Annotated in this window: 16 protein-coding genes; 8 read left to right on the plus strand and 8 right to left on the minus strand. The window is 69.9% G+C overall.

From position 1 onward, the window contains the following. Positions 1-15: 15 nt before the first annotated feature. The 6 genes from ACTJLF_RS18010 to ACTJLF_RS18035 form a co-directional block, all read right to left on the minus strand. The gene (locus ACTJLF_RS18010) at positions 16-1,164 is read right to left on the minus strand and encodes an NAD(P)/FAD-dependent oxidoreductase (protein ID WP_126184100.1); all 1,149 of its coding nucleotides are present in this window, start codon (positions 1,162-1,164) and stop codon (positions 16-18) included. Beyond that, positions 1,161-2,588, minus strand: a complete 1,428-nt coding sequence (locus ACTJLF_RS18015) for an FAD-dependent oxidoreductase (RefSeq protein ID WP_440883623.1) — start codon at positions 2,586-2,588, stop codon at positions 1,161-1,163. The genes ACTJLF_RS18010 and ACTJLF_RS18015 overlap by 4 nt, the downstream gene beginning before the upstream one ends. Beyond that, positions 2,585-2,884: a (2Fe-2S)-binding protein gene (locus ACTJLF_RS18020; protein WP_020723150.1), complete on the minus strand. Its 300-nt coding sequence runs from the start codon at positions 2,882-2,884 to the stop codon at positions 2,585-2,587. The genes ACTJLF_RS18015 and ACTJLF_RS18020 overlap by 4 nt, the downstream gene beginning before the upstream one ends. A 12-nt stretch (positions 2,885-2,896) precedes the next feature. Next, positions 2,897-3,691: an ABC transporter permease gene (locus tag ACTJLF_RS18025; RefSeq protein ID WP_440883624.1), complete on the minus strand. Its 795-nt coding sequence runs from the start codon at positions 3,689-3,691 to the stop codon at positions 2,897-2,899. Between the two features lie 88 nt (positions 3,692-3,779). Beyond that, positions 3,780-4,640, minus strand: a complete 861-nt coding sequence (locus ACTJLF_RS18030) for an ABC transporter permease (RefSeq protein WP_019655439.1) — start codon at positions 4,638-4,640, stop codon at positions 3,780-3,782. Continuing rightward, the gene (locus ACTJLF_RS18035) at positions 4,637-5,710 is read right to left on the minus strand and encodes an ABC transporter ATP-binding protein (RefSeq protein ID WP_132800094.1); all 1,074 of its coding nucleotides are present in this window, start codon (positions 5,708-5,710) and stop codon (positions 4,637-4,639) included. Before ACTJLF_RS18035 ends, ACTJLF_RS18030 begins: the two co-directional genes overlap by 4 nt. Positions 5,711-5,927: 217 nt before the next feature. Here ACTJLF_RS18035 and ACTJLF_RS18040 point away from each other — a divergent pair, with 217 nt between their 5' ends. The 6 genes from ACTJLF_RS18040 (at position 5,928) to ACTJLF_RS18065 (ending at position 13,078) form a co-directional block, all read left to right on the plus strand. Continuing rightward, entirely contained in the window at positions 5,928-6,818 is an 891-nt protein-coding gene (locus tag ACTJLF_RS18040) for an IclR family transcriptional regulator (RefSeq protein WP_019655441.1), read from the plus strand. Positions 6,819-6,832: 14 nt separating this feature from the next. Then, complete coding sequence (locus ACTJLF_RS18045; RefSeq protein WP_132800089.1) at positions 6,833-7,252, plus strand: MAPEG family protein; 420 nt, start codon at positions 6,833-6,835, stop codon at positions 7,250-7,252. 149 nt (positions 7,253-7,401) lie between these two features. After that, positions 7,402-8,940 carry an L-piperidine-6-carboxylate dehydrogenase gene (gene amaB, locus ACTJLF_RS18050; protein ID WP_126184095.1) on the plus strand — a complete coding sequence of 513 codons (1,539 nt, stop codon included), beginning with the start codon at positions 7,402-7,404 and terminating at the stop codon, positions 8,938-8,940. A 166-nt stretch (positions 8,941-9,106) separates the two neighbouring features. After that, complete coding sequence (locus tag ACTJLF_RS18055; RefSeq protein WP_126184094.1) at positions 9,107-10,021, plus strand: amino acid ABC transporter substrate-binding protein; 915 nt, start codon at positions 9,107-9,109, stop codon at positions 10,019-10,021. After that, positions 10,018-11,247, plus strand: coding sequence for a pyridoxal phosphate-dependent aminotransferase (locus tag ACTJLF_RS18060; protein ID WP_440883625.1), 1,230 nt, complete (start codon positions 10,018-10,020; stop codon positions 11,245-11,247). Before ACTJLF_RS18055 ends, ACTJLF_RS18060 begins: the two co-directional genes overlap by 4 nt. Before the next feature lie 157 nt (positions 11,248-11,404). Next, positions 11,405-13,078 (plus strand): thiamine pyrophosphate-binding protein, encoded by a 1,674-nt coding sequence (locus ACTJLF_RS18065; RefSeq protein WP_440883626.1) that lies wholly within the window; start codon positions 11,405-11,407, stop codon positions 13,076-13,078. 211 nt (positions 13,079-13,289) lie between these two features. Here the strand turns inward: ACTJLF_RS18065 and ACTJLF_RS18070 are convergent, their stop codons facing one another. Beyond that, complete coding sequence (locus ACTJLF_RS18070; protein ID WP_019655447.1) at positions 13,290-13,595, minus strand: hypothetical protein; 306 nt, start codon at positions 13,593-13,595, stop codon at positions 13,290-13,292. A gap of 23 nt (positions 13,596-13,618) precedes the next feature. Continuing rightward, the gene (locus tag ACTJLF_RS18075) at positions 13,619-14,857 is read right to left on the minus strand and encodes an ammonium transporter (protein ID WP_132751924.1); all 1,239 of its coding nucleotides are present in this window, start codon (positions 14,855-14,857) and stop codon (positions 13,619-13,621) included. Positions 14,858-15,230: 373 nt separating this feature from the next. On the opposite strand from ACTJLF_RS18075, the gene ACTJLF_RS18080 reads away from it, so the two are divergent. Both ACTJLF_RS18080 and chrA read left to right on the plus strand, forming a co-directional pair. After that, complete coding sequence (locus tag ACTJLF_RS18080; RefSeq protein ID WP_132751925.1) at positions 15,231-15,989, plus strand: sulfite exporter TauE/SafE family protein; 759 nt, start codon at positions 15,231-15,233, stop codon at positions 15,987-15,989. Between the two features lie 20 nt (positions 15,990-16,009). After that, positions 16,010-17,380, plus strand: a complete 1,371-nt coding sequence (gene chrA, locus ACTJLF_RS18085) for a chromate efflux transporter (RefSeq protein ID WP_440883627.1) — start codon at positions 16,010-16,012, stop codon at positions 17,378-17,380. The last annotated feature ends 58 nt before the right edge of the window (positions 17,381-17,438 follow it).

A 17,438-nucleotide genomic window follows, 5' to 3' on the forward strand; every position in this document is an offset into this window, starting at 1 on the left:
GCTCTCCATTCAGGTTCAGGTGGGGGATGCGGTGAGTGATTCGTCGGCGCCGTCGAAGCGCTCGATGGCGAAGGCGTCGATGGGCGTGTCGGTGCGGCCGTCGCGTGCGAGCTCGGCCAGCACCTCGCCGGCGGCCGGGCCGATCTGGAAGCCCGCGCCAGCGAAGCCGAAGCCGTGGAAGAGGCCCGGCGTGGTGCGGCTCGGGCCCAGCACCGGTTCGCGGTCGGGCAGGTAGCCCTCGGTGCCGCCCCAGGTGCGGATGATGTGTGCGTGGCGCAGCGCGGGCAGCAGCTCGATGGCCTGCACCGCCAGCGCGGCGATGCCCTCGCGCTCGGCGCGGGAGCGTTCGGCGTCGAGCGTGATGCCCGTGCCGCCGCCCAGCACCACGTTGCCGCGCTCGACCTGCCGGCAGTAGATGCCGCCGCCTTCCACGCCCAGGCTCCATTTCATGAAATGCGGCACCGGCTCGGTCACAGCCATCAGCGGGCTGCGGGCGTACATCGGCGGCGTCTCGCCGAACTGGCTGGCGATGGCGCCGGCCCACGCGCCCGCGCAGTTCAGCAGCACCGGCGCCTGCACCTCGAGCGCATTGCCGCTGCGCACCATGAACATCGCGCCGTCGTGCGCGACCTCGTCGACCTTGTGGCGCTCGAAGACCTGCGCTCCGGCACGCTGCGCCGCGAGCGCGAAGGCCGGCGACACCAGGCGCGGATTGGCCTGCCCGTCTTCCGCGCAGAGCGAGCCGCCCACTGCGCGCATGCCGAGCCAAGGGCATTGCTCGCGCAGGCGCGCGCCGGAGATCAGCTCCAGGCCCAGGTCGAAGTCGCTGCTCAGCGCGCGGTAGCGTTCGAGCGAGGCCATGTCCGATTCGCTGCGCGCGATCTTGAAGTGGCCCGAGCGGATGTATTCGCCGTCGGTGCCAAGCAGCCCGGCCAGGTTGCCCCAGATGCGGTGCGCGCGCTGCGCCAGCGGCAGCTGGCTCACCGGCCGGCCCTGGCGGCGCACGCCACCGTAGTTCACGCCGCTGGAACGCGAGCCGCAGAGATCGCGCTCCAGCAGCACCACGCCGACGCCCATGCGGCGCAGGGCCAGCGCGGCGGAGGAGCCGACGATGCCGCCGCCGACGATGGCGACGTCGGTGCGAAGCTTCCTGATCGAGCTCATGCGCCGCTCCCATCGGCCGGCACGAGCCGGATCGGGATCGGCTTGATCGGCGCCTGCCCGCGCAGCCGGCCCACCTGCTGCAGCGGCTGCCGCGTCGCGTGCGCGAGGATCTCGGCGGCCGCAGCGCCGCACATCCGCCCCTGGCAGCGGCCCATGCCGACGCGCGACAGGGCCTTCAGGCGGTTCATCTCGTCGGCGCCGGTGCTGGCGATGGTCTGGCGCAGCGTGCCGGCGGTGACGTTCTCGCAGCGGCAGATCACGAGGTCGTCGCTCGCGTTCCCGGCCCAGTCCTGCGGTACGGGAAAGGCGCGCTCGAGGCCGCGGCGGAAGCCGGCGAGCCTGTCGAGCCTGCGTTCGAGTTCCGATGCACGCGCGGTGTCGAAGGCGATGCCCGCGTCCTGCAGCAGCGCCAGCGCCGCGCGCTCGCCCGCCCATTCGGCCGCGTCCGCGCCCATGATGCCGGCGCCGTCGCCCGCGAGGTACACGCCCCGTACGCTGGAGCGTCCCGCCGCGTCGCGCACCGGCAGGTGCGCGCGGTGCAGCGGCGCGTAGTCGAAGCGGCAGCCGAGAAGGTCGGCGAGCTGCGTCTCGGAGCGCAGCGCGTAGCCGAAGCCCACCGCATCGCAGTCGATCGTGCGCTGCGTCTCGCCGTCGAGCCAGGCCACGCCGGTGACGCGGGCCTGAGCCTCGTCGCCGAGCACGCGCAGCGGACGCACGCCGCCATGCAGCGCAACGCCGTGCGCGCGCAGCCAGCCCACGTAGTACATGCCCTTGGCGAGCACGGCCGGCTGCGCCAGCATCGCGGGCGCGGCGGCGATCTGGTCGGCGAGGCGCGCCGTGTCGAGCACTGCGGCCACGTCCACGCCGGCCTTGGCATATTGATAAGCCACCAGGTAGAGCAGCGGCCCCGTGCCCATGAACACCACCCGGCGCCCGATGGCGCAACCCTGGTACTTGAGCGCGACCTGCGCACCGCCCAGCGTGTAGACGCCGGGCAGCGTCCAGCCCGGCAGCGGCAGCACGCGGTCGGTGGCGCCGGTCGCGACGATCAGGTGGCTGTAGGGCACGCGGCGGTTGCTGCGCGTGGGGTTGTGCATCACGTCGAGCACCTGGTCCTGCGCGTTCCACGCGAGGCTGTCGGCATGGTGTTCGATGCGGCCCTGCAGCGCGTCGAAGGCCGTGTGCACCGCGTCGGCGCGCTTCGACTCGAAGCCGTAGAGCGTCTGCTTGTCGCGCGCGGCCAGGCCGGGAGGAGGGCGGCGGTAGATCTGGCCGCCCGCGCGCGAGGCCTCGTCGATCACCGCCGGCTTCAGGCCGTGCGCCACCAGCGTCTGCGCGGCGCGCACGCCGGCCGGGCCTGCGCCGACGATCACGGGGCGGACTTCGCCTGTCGGTGTCGACGTCGCTGTCGGTGTGGCGATCATGCGCCGTCCCTTCCGGTGACCAGCGCCATGCCCGGCGCGATGAAGGTCGAGCAGGCGCGAAGGCGCTCGCCTTCGTCGGTGGAGATCCAGCAGTCCTGGCAGGCGCCCATCATGCAGAAGCCCGCGCGCGGCAGGCCGCTGAACTCGTTGCGGCGCAGCTGGCCGCACTGCGTGAGCACGGCGGTCAGCACGGTGTCGCCGGCCAGCGCGCTCGCCGGCTGGCCATCGAGCGTGAAGGGCACCGTCGCGCGGCCGGTCTTCTCGGCCACGCGGTGGAGCAATGCGTGTGCGGTCATGGTCGTCTTCATCTATCTGCGCCCCACCAGCACGCGGTCGAGGCCGTACACGCGGTCGAGCAGCACCATCGCGAAGGCCGTCACCGCCACCATCAGCGCCGACACTGCGGCCATCAGCGGATCGATGGATTCGGTCGCGTACATGTACATGCGCACCGGCAGCGTGACCGTGCTCGGCGAGGTGACGAAGATCGACATCGTCACTTCGTCGAAGCTGTTGATGAACGACAGCATCCAGCCGCCCGTCACGCCCGGCAGGATCATCGGCAGCGTGATGCGGCGGAACACCGTGGCCTGGCTCGCGCCCAGCGAGAGCGCGGCCTGCTCGGCGCTTCGGTCGAAGCCCACCAGCGCCGCCACCACCAGCCGCAGCGTGTAGGGCGTGACGATGAGCGCATGTGCCAGCACCAGCCAGCCGAAGCTGCCCGTGCCGCCCACCAGCGAGAACAGGCGCAGCAGCGCCACGCCCAGCACCAGGTGCGGAACGATCAGCGGCGAGAGGAACAGGCCGTTGAGGAAGTCGCGCCCCGGAAACTCGTAGCGCGTGATCGCCATGCCGGCCGGCACCGCGAGCAGCGTCGCGATGGTGGCCGAGCTCAGCGCGAGCCACAGGCTGTTCCAGAACGACTGCATGAAGTCGGGGTGCGCGAACACCGCCTCGAACCAGCGCAGTGAGAAATGCGTGGTCGGGATGGTCAGCGTGTTCTCGGGCGTGAACGCCACCACGCACACCACCACCAGCGGTGCCAGCATGAAGACGATGACGAGCGCGTTGAACGCGAGGGCGATGGGACCGTTCCTGTTCATGGTGCCTCCCGCCGGGCCGTCCCAAGGGAGGCACGCGCCCCCTCGGGAGGCAGCGAATACACGAAGTGATGGAGCGTGGGGGTCATGTTCATCCCAGCGCTTTCTTGTAGCGGCCTTCGACCAGCCTGTTGTAGCTGAGCATCACCGCAAGATTGGCGACCAGCAGCACCAGCGCCACCGCCGCGCCCAGCGGCCAGTTGAGCTCGCTGAGGTATTCGTCGTAGACGATGGTCGCGACCATCTTCAGCCGCCGTCCGCCCAGCAGCCCCGGAATGGCGAAGGAACTCGCCGCCAGCCCGAAGACGATCAGGCTGCCCGAGAGAATGCCCGGCATCACCTGCGGCAGCACGATGCGCCGCAGCGTGGTGAAGGGCGTGGCGTTGAGCGAGAGGGCGGCGTTCTCCACGCCGGGGTCGAGCTTCTGCAGCGAGGTCCACACCGGGATCACCATGAAGGGCAGCATCACGTGGACCAGCGCGATGACCACCGCCGCGTTGGTGTAGAGGATCTTCACCGGCCCGATGCCCACGAGCTGCAGCAGCGCGTTCACCGCGCCCTCGGGGCCCAGCAGCATGCTCCAGCCGAAGGCCCGCACCACCACCGACACCAGCAGCGGCGCGAGCACCACCAGCAGCAGCGCCGAGCGCCACGGGTTGCGCATGCGGCTGAGCACGTAGGCCTCGGGTGCGCCGATCAGCACGCAGATCAGCGTGACCAGCGCCGAGACCCAGAAGGTGCGCCAGAAGATGCCGAGGTAGTAGGAGTCGGAGAACACCAGCGCGTAGTGCGCGAGCGTGAACTCGCCCGTCTTCGGTCCGGTGGCCGGGTCGTAGGCGTTGAACGACAGCACCGCGGTGAGCCCCAGCGGCACCACCAGCAGCACCGTGAACAGCAGCAGCGCGGGGCCGGAGAGCCACCAGGGCGTGGCCTTGCTCTTCGAGGTGCTCATGCCGCGACAGCCTTCTCATCGGCCGGCAGCAGCCGCATGCAGTGCGCCGGCCAGTCGAGGCCGGTGCGGCTGCCTTCCGCGAGCGCCTCGCGTCCGTCGTTGGGGCTCAGCACGATGAGCTCGCCGACCGAAGTCGCCACGCGATAGAGCCACTGGCTGCCGAGGAAGAAGCGCTCCAGCACCTCGCCGTCGATGCGGCCCCGGCCCGGCGCCACCAGCTGCAGCTTCTCGGGCCGCACGCTCAGCAGCGCGCCCGCGTTCACGTCGAAGCCGGTGTCGTCCACGTCGAGCGAGAGCGCGCCCACCTCCACGCAGGTGCGCCCGGGGCCGCTGCCGGACACGCGGCAGTCCAGCAGGTTGGCCTTGCCGACGAAGGTGGAGATGAAGCGCGTGCCCGGATGCTCGTACACGCGCTGCGGATGGTCGATCTGCGTGGCGCGGCCGCCTTCCATCACCACCACGCGGTCGCTGATCGACATGGCCTCGCTCTGGTCGTGCGTGACCATCACCGTGGTGGTGCCGACCTTGCGCTGGATCTGGCGCAGCTCGAACTGCATCTCCTCGCGCAGCTTGGCGTCGAGGTTGGACAGCGGCTCGTCCAGCAACAGCACCGGCGGCTCGATCACCAGCGCGCGCGCCAGCGCCACCCGCTGCCGCTGGCCGCCCGAAAGCTCGCGCGGGTAGCGCGCGGCGTGCTGCTCGAGATGCACCAGCGCCAGCGCCTGCTTCACGCGCTCGGTGCGCTCGGCCTTCGGCATCTTGCGCATCTCGAGGCCGAAGCTCACGTTGTCGGCCACCGTCATGTGCGGGAAGAGGGCATAGGTCTGGAACACGATGCCCAGCCCGCGCGTGTTGGCCTTGGCGTGCGTGATGTCCTTGCCTGCGAGCTCGATGCGGCCGCCGCTCACCGCCTCGAAGCCCGCGATCATCTGGAGCGTGGTCGTCTTGCCGCAGCCCGAGGGCCCGAGCAGCGAGACGAACTCGCCCTTTTCCACCGAGAGATTCATGTCCGCCACCGCGCGGGTGGCGCCATAGAACTTGGTCACGTCGGTGAGCCGCAGGAATGACATGGAACGGGCCTTTCTTCGGGGGCGAAAAGATGGCTCCGGGCACCTTGCTTCGACTTGGTGCGGGCCATGGACAGCTTGCTGTCCTTAATTCACTCTATTGCAACGATTGCGCCAGATCGCCTCGGGTATTCCATTAATCAGAATCTTTCTTCAATTTATTCCGTTCAATGGAATATCATGGCTTCGATCGATGAATCTAATTCCGCAGGAGGAAGGTATGGAGAGCTCTTCGGCGAACACCCCGGCCGGTGCCGGGGCGGCAGCGGCGGCCAGCGGCGGCGTGCCGCGCGTCTTTTCGGTGATCCGCGCACTCGGCGCGGTGCAGGCCGAGGGCGGCCGCGTGACCCAGATCGCGCGTTCCGTGGGCCTCACGCAGGCCACCACGCACCGGCTGCTGCAGTCGCTCATGGCCGAAGGCATGGTCGAGCAGGACGAGCGCAGCAAGCTCTACCGCCTGAGCATCGATTTCTTCGCGCTTGCCGCCAGCGCAGGCAATCCCGGCGACCTGCGCTCCATCTGCCGGCCCGTGCTGCTGCGCCTGTGCGCGAGCCTCGGCGACAGCATCTTCCTTCTGGCGCGCAGCGGCTTCGACGCCGTGTGCCTCGACAGGAGCGAAGGGCCCTTTCCCATCCGCTCCTTCACCGGCGACATCGGCGGGCGCATCGCGCTGGGCGTGGGGCAGGGCGCGCTGGCGATCCTGGCCTTCCTGCCCGAGGCCGAGCGCGAGGAGGTGATCCGCTTCAACCTTTCGCGGGTGCGCGAGTACGGCGTGTACGACGAGGTCTACCTGCGCACCGAGATCGAGCGCGTGCGCCAGGCGGGCTACGCGGGCCGCAACACCGGCCTGCTCGAAGGCATGGCCGGCGTGGCCGTGCCCATCCTCGACCGCGAAGGCCGCGCGGTGGCCGCGCTGAGCGTGGGCACCATCGCCGACCGGCTCAACGCCGACCGCATGCCGACCGTGGTCGAGCTGCTGAAACGCGAGGCGGCGGCGATCGGGCCGAGGATCAATCCCTTCGATGCGACCCTGAGGCGGCCGGCGCAGAGCCTGGCGAGCTCGCCGGCGGGGCAGAAGATTCCGCTGCCCGAGGCCTCGCGGCCGGACTGAGCAGGGAGGCGACCATGAACAACCCCTCGATCCTCTACCCCGTCTTCGCCCTCGCGGCCCTCACCGGCATGGTGCTGCTGCTGATCCCCTTCACGCGCGTGCGTGCCTTGCTGCGCCGCGAAGTCCGGACGGCCGACTTCAGGCTGGGCGAGTCGGCGGCGGTGCCGGACGCGGTGCGCATCCCCAACCGCAACTACATGAACCTGCTGGAGCTGCCGGTGCTGTTCTATGTGGTGTGCCTGCTCTTCTACGTGGCGGTGCAGCCGACGCCCGCGGCGGTGTGGCTGGCCTGGGCCTACGTGGGGCTGCGGGCGCTGCACACCGCGGTGCACCTGACCTACAACCACGTGCTGCACCGGCTGGGCGTGTTCGCGGCGAGCAATGGGGTGCTGGTGGCGCTGTGGGTCCTGGCGGCAGCCAGGTTGGTGCGCTAGACGCACGTCAAAAGGCTGAGGTCCTTCCTGAAACGCACCAGATCCTTCGATATTTTCATTTGGCGATCGGGTTCGATTCGCTGATATTGGGCGGATCAGGCCTCTCGCCGCCTTCCCGTCTTTCCCTTCATCTGTCCCCCGGAGCGCTCATGTCCGAAGCCCAAACCTCCCTTCCCGTCGCCACCGAAGTCGCGCAGCTGCTGCAGCGCCTGGGCGTGCCCCGCTCGGCCCACACCGGCGGCGAGCTGACGGTGCGTTCGCCCGTCAGCGGCGAGGTGGTGGCGCAGGTGCCGCAGACCTCGCCGGCCGAGGCCACGGCAGTCATCGGCCGCGCGCACGAGGCCTTCAAGGCCTGGCGCAACGTGCCGGCGCCGCGCCGCGGCGAGCTGGTGCGCCTGCTGGGCGAGGAACTGCGCGCCGCCAAGACCGACCTGGGCCGCCTCGTCACGCTGGAGGCCGGCAAGATTCCGTCCGAAGGCGCGGGCGAGGTGCAGGAGATGATCGACATCTGCGACTTCGCGGTCGGACTCTCGCGCCAGATCTACGGCCTCACGCTGGCCACCGAGCGTGCCGAGCACCGCATGATGGAAACCTGGCACCCGCTGGGCGTGTGCGGCGTGATCTCGGCCTTCAACTTCCCGGTGGCCGTGTGGTCGTGGAACGCGGCGCTGGCGCTGGTGTGCGGCGACCCGGTGGTGTGGAAGCCCTCCGAGAAGACGCCGCTGACCGCGCTGGCCGTGCATGCCATCGCGCAGCGCGCCCTCGAACGCTTCGGCGACGCGCCCGAAGGCCTGCTGGGCCTGCTGCTGGGCCAGCGCGACATCGGCGAGGTGCTGGTGGACGACCACCGCGTGCCCGTTCTGTCGGCCACCGGCTCGACCGCCATGGGCCGTCAGGTGGGCCCGAAGCTGGCCGCGCGCTTCGCACGTGCCATCCTCGAACTCGGCGGCAACAACGCCGCCATCGTCACGCCCTCGGCCGACCTCGACCTCGCGCTGCGCGGCATCGCCTTCGCCGCGATGGGCACGGCCGGCCAGCGCTGCACCACGCTGCGCCGCCTGTTCGTGCACGAGAGCGTGTACGAACAGCTGGTGCCCAAGCTCGCCAAGGTCTATGGCAACGTGCAGGTGGGCGATCCGCGCGCGGCCGGCACGCTGGTCGGTCCGCTGATCGACCGCGCGGCCTTCGACGGCATGCAGAAGGCGCTCTCCGAAAGCCGCGAGATCGGCGCCAAGGTGCACGGCGGCCAGCGCGTGGAGGGCATCGGCACGAGCGACGCCTACTACGTGCGCCCCGCGCTGGTGGAGCTGAAGTCGCACGAGGGCCCGGTGCTGCGCGAGACCTTCGCGCCCATCCTCTACGTGGTGCGCTACAGCTCGCTCGACGAGGCCATCGAGCAGCACAACGCGGTGGGCGCGGGCCTGTCGTCGTCGATCTTCACGCTGAACATGCGCGAGGCCGAGCGCTTCATGTCGAGCTCGGGCTCCGACTGCGGCATCGCCAACGTCAACATCGGCCCGAGCGGCGCCGAGATCGGCGGTGCCTTCGGCGGCGAGAAGGAGACCGGCGGCGGCCGCGAGGCGGGCTCCGACAGCTGGAAGGCGTACATGCGCCGCGCCACCAACACCATCAACTACTCGACCGCGCTGCCGCTCGCGCAGGGCGTGACCTTCGACATCGGGGACTGAGTCTCTCCCCAGGCTTGGCGCACTTCGTGTCGCTACGCCAACCCCCTCACCGGGGGCGACATCGGCGGCCCGGCAAAGCCGGTTCCGCGATGTCCCGCGAAAGGGCCGTGCGAGGCCAGGACGGCCTTCGCCTCCCGTCAAAAACAACCATCAGGAGACAGAGCACATGAATATCCCCTTCAGGACCATTGCAGCAGCCGGCCTGCTCGCGCTTTCGATCGGCGCCACCGCGCAGACCGCGCAGACCGCGGCAGCCACCGGCGGCACGCTCGACAAGATCAAGTCCAGCGGCAAGGTGGTCCTCGGCGTGCGCGAGGCCTCGCCGCCCATGGCCTACATGCTGGGCGCGGGCGAGAAGTACGTGGGCTACCACGTCGAGCTGTGCGAGCGCGTGCTGAAGGAGATCGCGCCGCAGGCGAAGCTGGAGTACATGGCCGTGACCGCGCAGAACACCATCCCGCTGGTGCAGAACGGCACGCTCGACATCGGCTGCGGCCCCACCACCAACAATACCGCGCGCCAGCAGCAGGTGGCCTTCGCGCTCACCACCTACGTGAGCGAGGTGCGCATGGCCACCAGGGTCGACTCGGGCATCGCCAACCTCGACCAGCTCGCGGGCCGCAACGTGTCGGCCTCCACCGGCACCACGGCGGTGCAGTTGCTGCGCAAGCGCGAGCGCACGCAGAACGTCTCGTACAACACCATGCTCGGCAAGGACCACCTCGAGAGCTTCCTCCTGATGGAGTCGGGCCGCACCGATGCCTTCGTGCTCGACGACAACCTGCTGGCCGGGATCATCGCGAACTCGAAGAACCCCTCGGCCTACCGCATCGTGGGCGAGCCGCTGGGCTCGGAGCCGATCGCGCTGCTCTTCCGCAAGGACGACCCGGCCTTCAAGTCGGCGGTGGACGATTCGCTGCGCCGCATGATGAAGAGCGGCGAGCTCGAGAAGATCTACACCAAGTGGTTCGTGGCGGCCATCCCGCCGAAGAACACCAGCCTGAACCTGCCGATGAGCGCGACGCTGAAGCAGCTCATCGCCGAACCCAACGACAAGCCGCTGGAGGCCTACGCCAAGTGACCGCCGCTACCGCCACTTCCATCGTCTTCGAGCCCGCACGGCGCGTGCGCGCCATCGGCGTCTCGGAGATCCTGCGCATCACCGACCATGCCAACGCGCTCAAGCGCGCCGGCCGCCCGGTGATCGTGCTGGGCGCGGGTGAGCCCGACTTCGACACGCCGCAGAACGTGCGCGACGCTGCCGTGCAAGCCATCGGCAGAGGCGACACGCGCTACACCGTGCTCGACGGCAGCCCGGCGATGAAGGCGGCGGTGCAGCTCAAGTTCAGGCGTGACAACGCGCTGGACTTCGCGCTCGACGAGATCAGCGTGAGCGCAGGCGCCAAGCAGGTGATCTTCAACGCGCTGATGGCCAGCCTGGACCCGGGCGACGAAGTCATCCTGCCCGCGCCGTACTGGACCTCGTACGCCGACATCGTGCAGATCTGCGGCGGCGTGCCGGTGCCCGTGGCCGGCACCGAGGCCAACGGCTTCCGGCTCGATGCCGCGCAGCTCGAGGCGGCCATCACGCCGCGCACGCGCTGGCTGTTCCTGAACTCGCCGTCGAACCCGAGCGGTGCCGCCTACAGCGCGGACCAGCTGAAACCGCTGTGCGAGGTGCTGCTGCGCCATCCGCAGGTCTGGGTGCTGGCGGACGACATCTACGAACACATCCTCTACGACGGACTGGCTTTCGCCACGCCGGCGGCGTTGGAGCCGCGCCTGCGCGAACGCACGCTGACGGTGAACGGCGTGTCCAAGGCCTATGCGATGACCGGCTGGCGCGTGGGCTACGGCGCCGGTCCGCGAGCGCTGATCGCGGCCATGGCCGTGGTGCAGAGCCAGACCACGTCATGCCCCTCGTCGGTCAGCCAGGCAGCCGCCATCGAGGCGCTGACCGGTCCGCAGGACATCGTGGCCGAGCGCTGCGCCGACTTCCAGGCGCGGCGCGACTTCGTGGTCGCCGCGCTGAATCGCGCGCCGGGCCTGCGCTGCCGCGTGCCCGAGGGCGCGTTCTACACCTTCGCGAGCTGCGCCGGCGTGCTCGGCCGGCGCACCCGCGGCGGAATGCTGCTGCGCAGCGACAGCGACTTCTGCCGCTACCTGCTGCAGGACTTCGAGGTTGCGGTGGTGCCGGGCAGCGTGTTCGGGCTGGCGCCGTATTTCCGCATCTCGTATGCGACCTCGATGGCGCAGCTGCGGGAGGCCTGCGAGCGCATCCAGGCTGCCTGCGAGGCGCTGGAATGACTCCGCTTTTCTCCCTCCCCTTCCGGGGGCGGGTTGGGGTGGGGGCAGGCGGCGCATCCATTGCCGCCGGTCCGTCCGGCGCCGCTTGCCCCCATCCCCGCCTTCCCCCAGAAGGGGAAGGAGCAATACCGAACACCTTCAGACCATTGGATACAGCATGACTTCAACACCCCGCACCGGCGGCCAGATCCTGGTCGACCAGCTCGTCACCCACGGCGTCGAGCAGCTCTTCTGCGTGCCCGGCGAAAGCTTTCTCGCCGTGCTCGACGCGCTGCACGACGCTTCCATCGAAGTGACCGTGTGCCGCCAGGAAGGCGGCGCGACGATGATGGCCGAGGCGCAGGGCAAGCTCACCGGCAGGCCGGGCGTGTGCTTCGTCACGCGCGGGCCGGGCGCCACCAATGCGTCGGCCGGGGTGCACATCGCGCACCAGGACTCGACGCCGCTGCTGCTCTTCGTCGGCCAGGTCGCGCGCGACGCGCTGGGCCGCGAGGCCTTCCAGGAGCTGGACTACGGCGCGGTGTTCGGCACCATGGCCAAGTGGGTGGTGCAGATCGACGACCCGGCGCGCGTGCCCGAGCTGGTGTCGCGCGCCTTCCATGTCGCCACCTCGGGCCGGCCCGGCCCGGTGGTGATCGCGCTGCCGGAAGACATGCTGACCGAGGCCGCGACGGTGGCCGACGCGCAGCCGTACGCCGTCACCGAGACCCATCCCGGCGCGGCGCAGCTCGCCGAGCTGCAGCAGCGGCTGTCGCAGGCGCAGCGGCCGGTGGTCGTCCTGGGCGGCAGCCGCTGGTCGGAGAAGGCGTCGCGCCAGTTCGCGGATTTCGCGGCGGCGTTCTCGCTGCCCGTGTACTGCTCGTTCCGCCGGCAGATGCTGATGTCGGCCGATCACCCCTGCTATGCGGGCGACCTCGGCCTGGGCGTCAACCCCAGGATGCTGGAGCGCATCCGCAATGCCGACCTGATCCTGCTGGTCGGCGGGCGTCTGTCGGAAGTGCCCTCGCAGGGCTACGAGCTGCTGTCCATCCCGCAGCCGAAGCAGGCGCTGGTGCACGTGCATGCCGATGCCGACGAGCTGGGCAGGCTGTATCGCCCGGCGCTGGGCATCCACGCCACGCCGCAGGCCTTCGCCGAGGCCGTTTCCACGCTGCGCCCCGCACAGGTGCCGGCCTGGCAGGCGGAGACGAAGGCCGCACGCGAAGACTTCCTGCGCTGGAGCGACCCGTCGCTGGTCCGCATTCCGGGCCCGCTGCAGATGGGCGAGCTCATGAAGCACCTGCGCGAGGTGCTTCCGGCCGACACCATCTTCTGCAACGGCGCGGGCAACTTCGCCACCTGGGTGCACCGCTTCTGGCCGTTCCGCGCGTATGCCAGCCAGCTCGCGCCCACCAGCGGCTCGATGGGCTACGGCCTGCCGGCCGGCGTCGGCGCCAAGCGGCTGTGGCCGCAGCGCGAGGTGGTGGTGTTCGCCGGCGACGGCGACTTCATGATGCACGGCCAGGAATTCGCGACCGCCGTGCAGTACGGCCTGCCGATCATCGTGGTGCTGCTGGACAACGGCATGTACGGCACCATCCGCATGCACCAGGAAAGGCACTACCCGGGCCGCATCAGTGCCACGCAGCTGAAGAACCCCGACTTCCGCGGCTACGCCGAGGTGTTCGGCGGCCACGGCGAGCGCGTGGCCAGCACCGAAGAATTCGGCCCTGCGCTGGCCCGCGCACGCGCCAGCGGCAAGCCGTCGATCCTGCACTGCCTGCTGGACCCGGAGGCCATCACGCCGGGCAGCACGCTGCAGTCGATCCGCAAGGCCGCTCAGGCGGACTGAGCACTCCCCCAGGGCTGTGTGCACTTCGTGTCGCTTCGCCAACCCCCTCGCCGGGGGGCGACACCTGCGGCCCGGCAAAGCCGGTTCCGCGGAGGCTAAGTTCTCCCCCAGGCTCTGCGCACTTCGTGTCGCTTCGCCAACCCCCTCGCCGGGGGCGACACCCGCGGCCCGGCAAAGCCGGTTCCGCGGTGTCCCGCGAACTGGCTGCGTATCAGCGCAGGCCGCCGACGTACCGGGGTGGGGGTGTGGGCGGCTGGCCGTCGGGCTGGCGTGCCGCCAGGCGCGCGGCGCGCGCCAGCGGCTCCATCGCCTGCTCCAGCCGGGTGGCGAGCAGGTAGAGCTCCTCGTCCTTGGTGTCGGCCGCGTGCGCGCGGGTCATGCGCACGATCTCGGCGGCGTACTCGGCATTGGTCGCCATCCATTCGGTGTCGGTCACGCGGCCGTGCTTTCGCCGCAGCGCCACGTGAAGGCGGGCGGCGAGGGCGATGCGTTCGCTTTCGGACATGGATGGCGACATGGCTTGTTTCCTCCGTCGGTGGGTCAACTGCTCCCGAGATGTTCCCTGTGCTGTGCAAGATCGAGGCCCAGCAGCTCGCTGTCGGCATCGACGCGCAGGCCGACGATGACGTGCACCAGGAACAGCACCACGGCCGTGCCCGTCGCACTGAAGATGGCCACGCTGCCAACCGCGATCGCCTGCGTGAGCACGTCGCCGGTGGCGCCGGAGACGCGCGGGTCGGCGAACACGCCGGTCAGCAGCGCCCCCACGATACCGCCGATGCCGTGCACGCCGAACACGTCGAGCGAGTCGTCCGCCCCCAGCAGGTGCTTCAGGCCGGTGGCGCCCCAATAGCAGGCCAGCCCCGCGATGGCGCCGATGGCCAGCGCGGCCGGCGGCGTGACGAAGCCGGCCGCGGGCGTGATGGCCACCAGCCCGGCCACGAGGCCCGAGCACAGGCCCAGCAGCGAGGGGCTGCGCCGCACGATCCATTCGCCGAGCATCCAGCTCATGGCGCCGGCAGCCGCCGCGATGTGCGTGACCAGCATCGCCAGCCCCGCGCGCCCGTCGGCCGCCACCGCCGAGCCGGCATTGAAGCCGAACCAGCCCACCCACAGCAGGCCCGCGCCGGTCATGGTGAAGGCCAGGTTGTAGGGCTCGAAGGCCTCGCGGCCGTAGCCCTTGCGCGAGCCGAGGGCGTAGGCGCACACCAGCCCCGCGATGCCGGCGTTGACGTGCACCACCGAGCCGCCCGCGAAGTCGAGCGCGCCCATCTGCGCGAGCCAGCCGCCCGGCTCCCACACCCAGTGGGCGATGGGCGCATACACCAGCACGCTCCACAGCAGCGCGAACCACAGGATCGCCGAGAAGCGCATGCGCTCGACGAAGGCGCCGAGCACCAGGGCCGTGGTGATGATCGCGAAGGTCAGCTGGAACATCGCGTAGACCGATTCGGGCACGTTGGGAGCCACGTGGCTCACAGCCAGCTGGCCGGCCTCCTTCAGGTAGTCGAAGCCCGAGAACCAGAGGCGGCCGGCGCCCCCGAGCCAGGGCCAGCCCTCGGTGAAGGCGAGCGAATAGCCCACCGCGAACCACGTCAGCGAGACGGCGGCGGCGATCGCCACCACCGCCGCCATGGTGGCCAGCACGTTCTTGCGGCGCACCATGCCGGCATAGAAGAGGGCGATGCCGGGCAGCGTCATCAGCAGCACCAGCGCGGTCGAGGTCATCATCCATGCGGTGTCTGCCGCGTTGATCGAGGCTTGTGGTGCCAGGGCCATGGTCGCTTTCTTCTTCAAGTGGTGGACTCAGGCGCCCCGTGCACAAGTCGTGCCACTTTGTTAACTATCAGAAACACTTTGGTTTGCAGATCGGGCTTTATTGGTAAGGCAAAGCGGGTAATTCCCTATGCACTGAGGCGGTGCGTGCCCCTAAAGTCTGCGCACTCGCGAACGGGCCCTGCTCGTGTGCCGAGGGTCCGAGGAGACAAACCCCCCAAGCAACAATAAAAATTCTTCAAAGGCTCCGTACGAGATGCCTGTCCAACCTTGAAGGCGCCGCTGGTCGGCGCCTTTTTTATTTGCGCGGAGGCTTGGGGCATCGGCCTTCGCAGCTACTTTTTCGATAGCACCGGGGTGAGACAATCCAGGCCCTATGGAAATGCTGGTGGTCACGGGCGCCTCTGCGCTCGCGGGTTTTGTCGATTCGATCGTGGGTGGAGGCGGCCTGATCCTGGTGCCTGCGCTGTTCGCCGTCTTCCCGGGTGCACCGCCGGCGACCCTGCTGGGCACCAACAAGAGTGCTTCCATCTGGGGCACGGCCGCCGCCGCGGCCCAGTTCAGCCAGCGGGTGCAGATGCGCTGGGGTGCGCTGTGGCCGGCCGCGCTGCTCGGTTTCACCGGCTCGATGCTGGGCGCCTGGGGCGTCACCATGTTCCCCGGAGACTTCCTGCGCAAGGCGCTGCCGCTCATCCTGCTGGGCGTGCTGCTCTACACGCTGGCGCGCAAGGACATGGGCCGCATGCACGCGCCACGCTTCACCGGCCGGGCCGAGACGCTGGCGGCCTGCACCATCGGGCTCACGATCGGGCTGTATGACGGCTTCTTCGGCCCGGGCGCGGGCAGCTTCCTGGTGTTCCTCTTCGTGCGCTGGATGGGCTACGACTTCCTCAACGCCTCGGCCTCGGCCAAGATCATCAACACCCTGACCAACGCTGCCGCGCTGATCCTGCTGGCGGCCAAGGGCCACGTCTGGTGGCACTACGGGCTGGTGATGGCGGTGGCCAACGTGGCCGGCAGCGTCCTGGGCACGCGGGTTGCGCTCAGGCATGGCGCGGGCTTCGTGCGGGTGGTGTTCATCGTGGTGGTGAGCGCGCTGATTCTGAAGACCGCCTACGACGCATTCCTTAAATAGCGCAACGAGAAAGTCGCCCGATGCCCTCTGCCCAAGATCCCGTCGAGCGGCCCGCTCCCGTCAGCTTCTGGCAGGCCTTCGTCTACTGGCTCAAGCTGGGCTTCATCAGCTTCGGCGGGCCTGCCGGGCAGATCGCGCTGATGCACCAGGAGCTGGTGGAGCGCCGGCGCTGGATCTCGGAGAAGCGCTTTCTCCACGCCCTCAACTACTGCATGCTGCTGCCCGGCCCCGAGGCCCAGCAGCTGGCCACTTACATCGGCTGGCTCATGCACCGCACCTGGGGCGGCGTCGCGGCGGGGGTGCTGTTCGTGCTGCCCTCGCTCTTCATCCTGATCGCGCTCTCCTGGATCTACATGGCCTACGGGCAGGTGCCGGCGGTGGCGGGGCTGCTGTACGGCGTGAAGCCGGCGGTCACGGCCATCGTGCTGTTCGCGGCCTGGCGCATCGGCTCGCGGGTGCTGAAGAACGCCTGGCTCTGGGCGATCGCCGCGGCGGCGTTCGTGGCGATCTTCGCGCTGCAGCTGCCGTTTCCGCTGATCGTGCTTGCGGCGGCGGCCATCGGCTACTTCGGCAGCCGGGTGGCGCCGCAGCGCTTCGCGCCGGGCGGCGGCGGGCATGGTGCGGCAGGGGCGGCGGCCATCGGCCCGGCGCTCATCGACGACGACACGCCCACACCCGCGCACGCGCGCTTCGGCTGGGGCCGCTTCTGGCGCGTGCTGGGCGTGTTCCTCGTGCTGTGGCTGGGTGCCATGGGCGCGCTCGTCGCCCTGTACGGCTGGCAGGGCACGCTCACGCAGATGGGCTGGTTCTTCACCAAGGCTGCGCTCATGACCTTCGGCGGCGCCTACGCGGTGCTGCCCTACGTGTTCCAGGGCGCGGTCGACCACTACGGCTGGCTGGGCGCCACGCAGATGATCGACGGCCTCGCGCTCGGCGAGACCACGCCGGGGCCGCTGATCATGGTGGTGTCCTTCGTGGGCTTCGTCGGCGGCTGGAACCAGGCGCTCTCCGGCGGTGACCCGCTCTTCGCGGCAGGGGCCGTGGCGGCGACGGTGGTGTGCTTTTTCACCTTCCTGCCGTCGTTCCTCTTCATCCTGCTGGGCGGGCCCTTCATCGAGTCGACGCACGGCAACCTGAAGCTCACCGCGCCGCTCACGGCCATCACCGCGGCGGTGGTGGGCGTGATCGTCAACCTGGCGGTGTTCTTCGCCTGGCACGTGCTGTGGCCCAGGGGAGCCGGCGGGGGCTTCGACGCGGCATCGGCGGCGATCGGGCTGATCGCCGCCGTGGCGCTGTTGCGCTTCAAGGCCGGTGTGATCCCGGTGGTGCTCGCCTCGGCCCTGCTGGGGCTGGCGTGGCAGCTGTTGCTGCTGCCTTTGCTGCCCCACTGACCTTTCGTGGAACACCGCGGAACCGGCTTTGCCGGGCCGCAGGTGTTGCCCCCGGAAG

It is taken from the genome of Variovorax sp. 22077, from assembly GCF_052044195.1.
Classification (GTDB): domain Bacteria; phylum Pseudomonadota; class Gammaproteobacteria; order Burkholderiales; family Burkholderiaceae_C; genus Variovorax; species Variovorax atrisoli.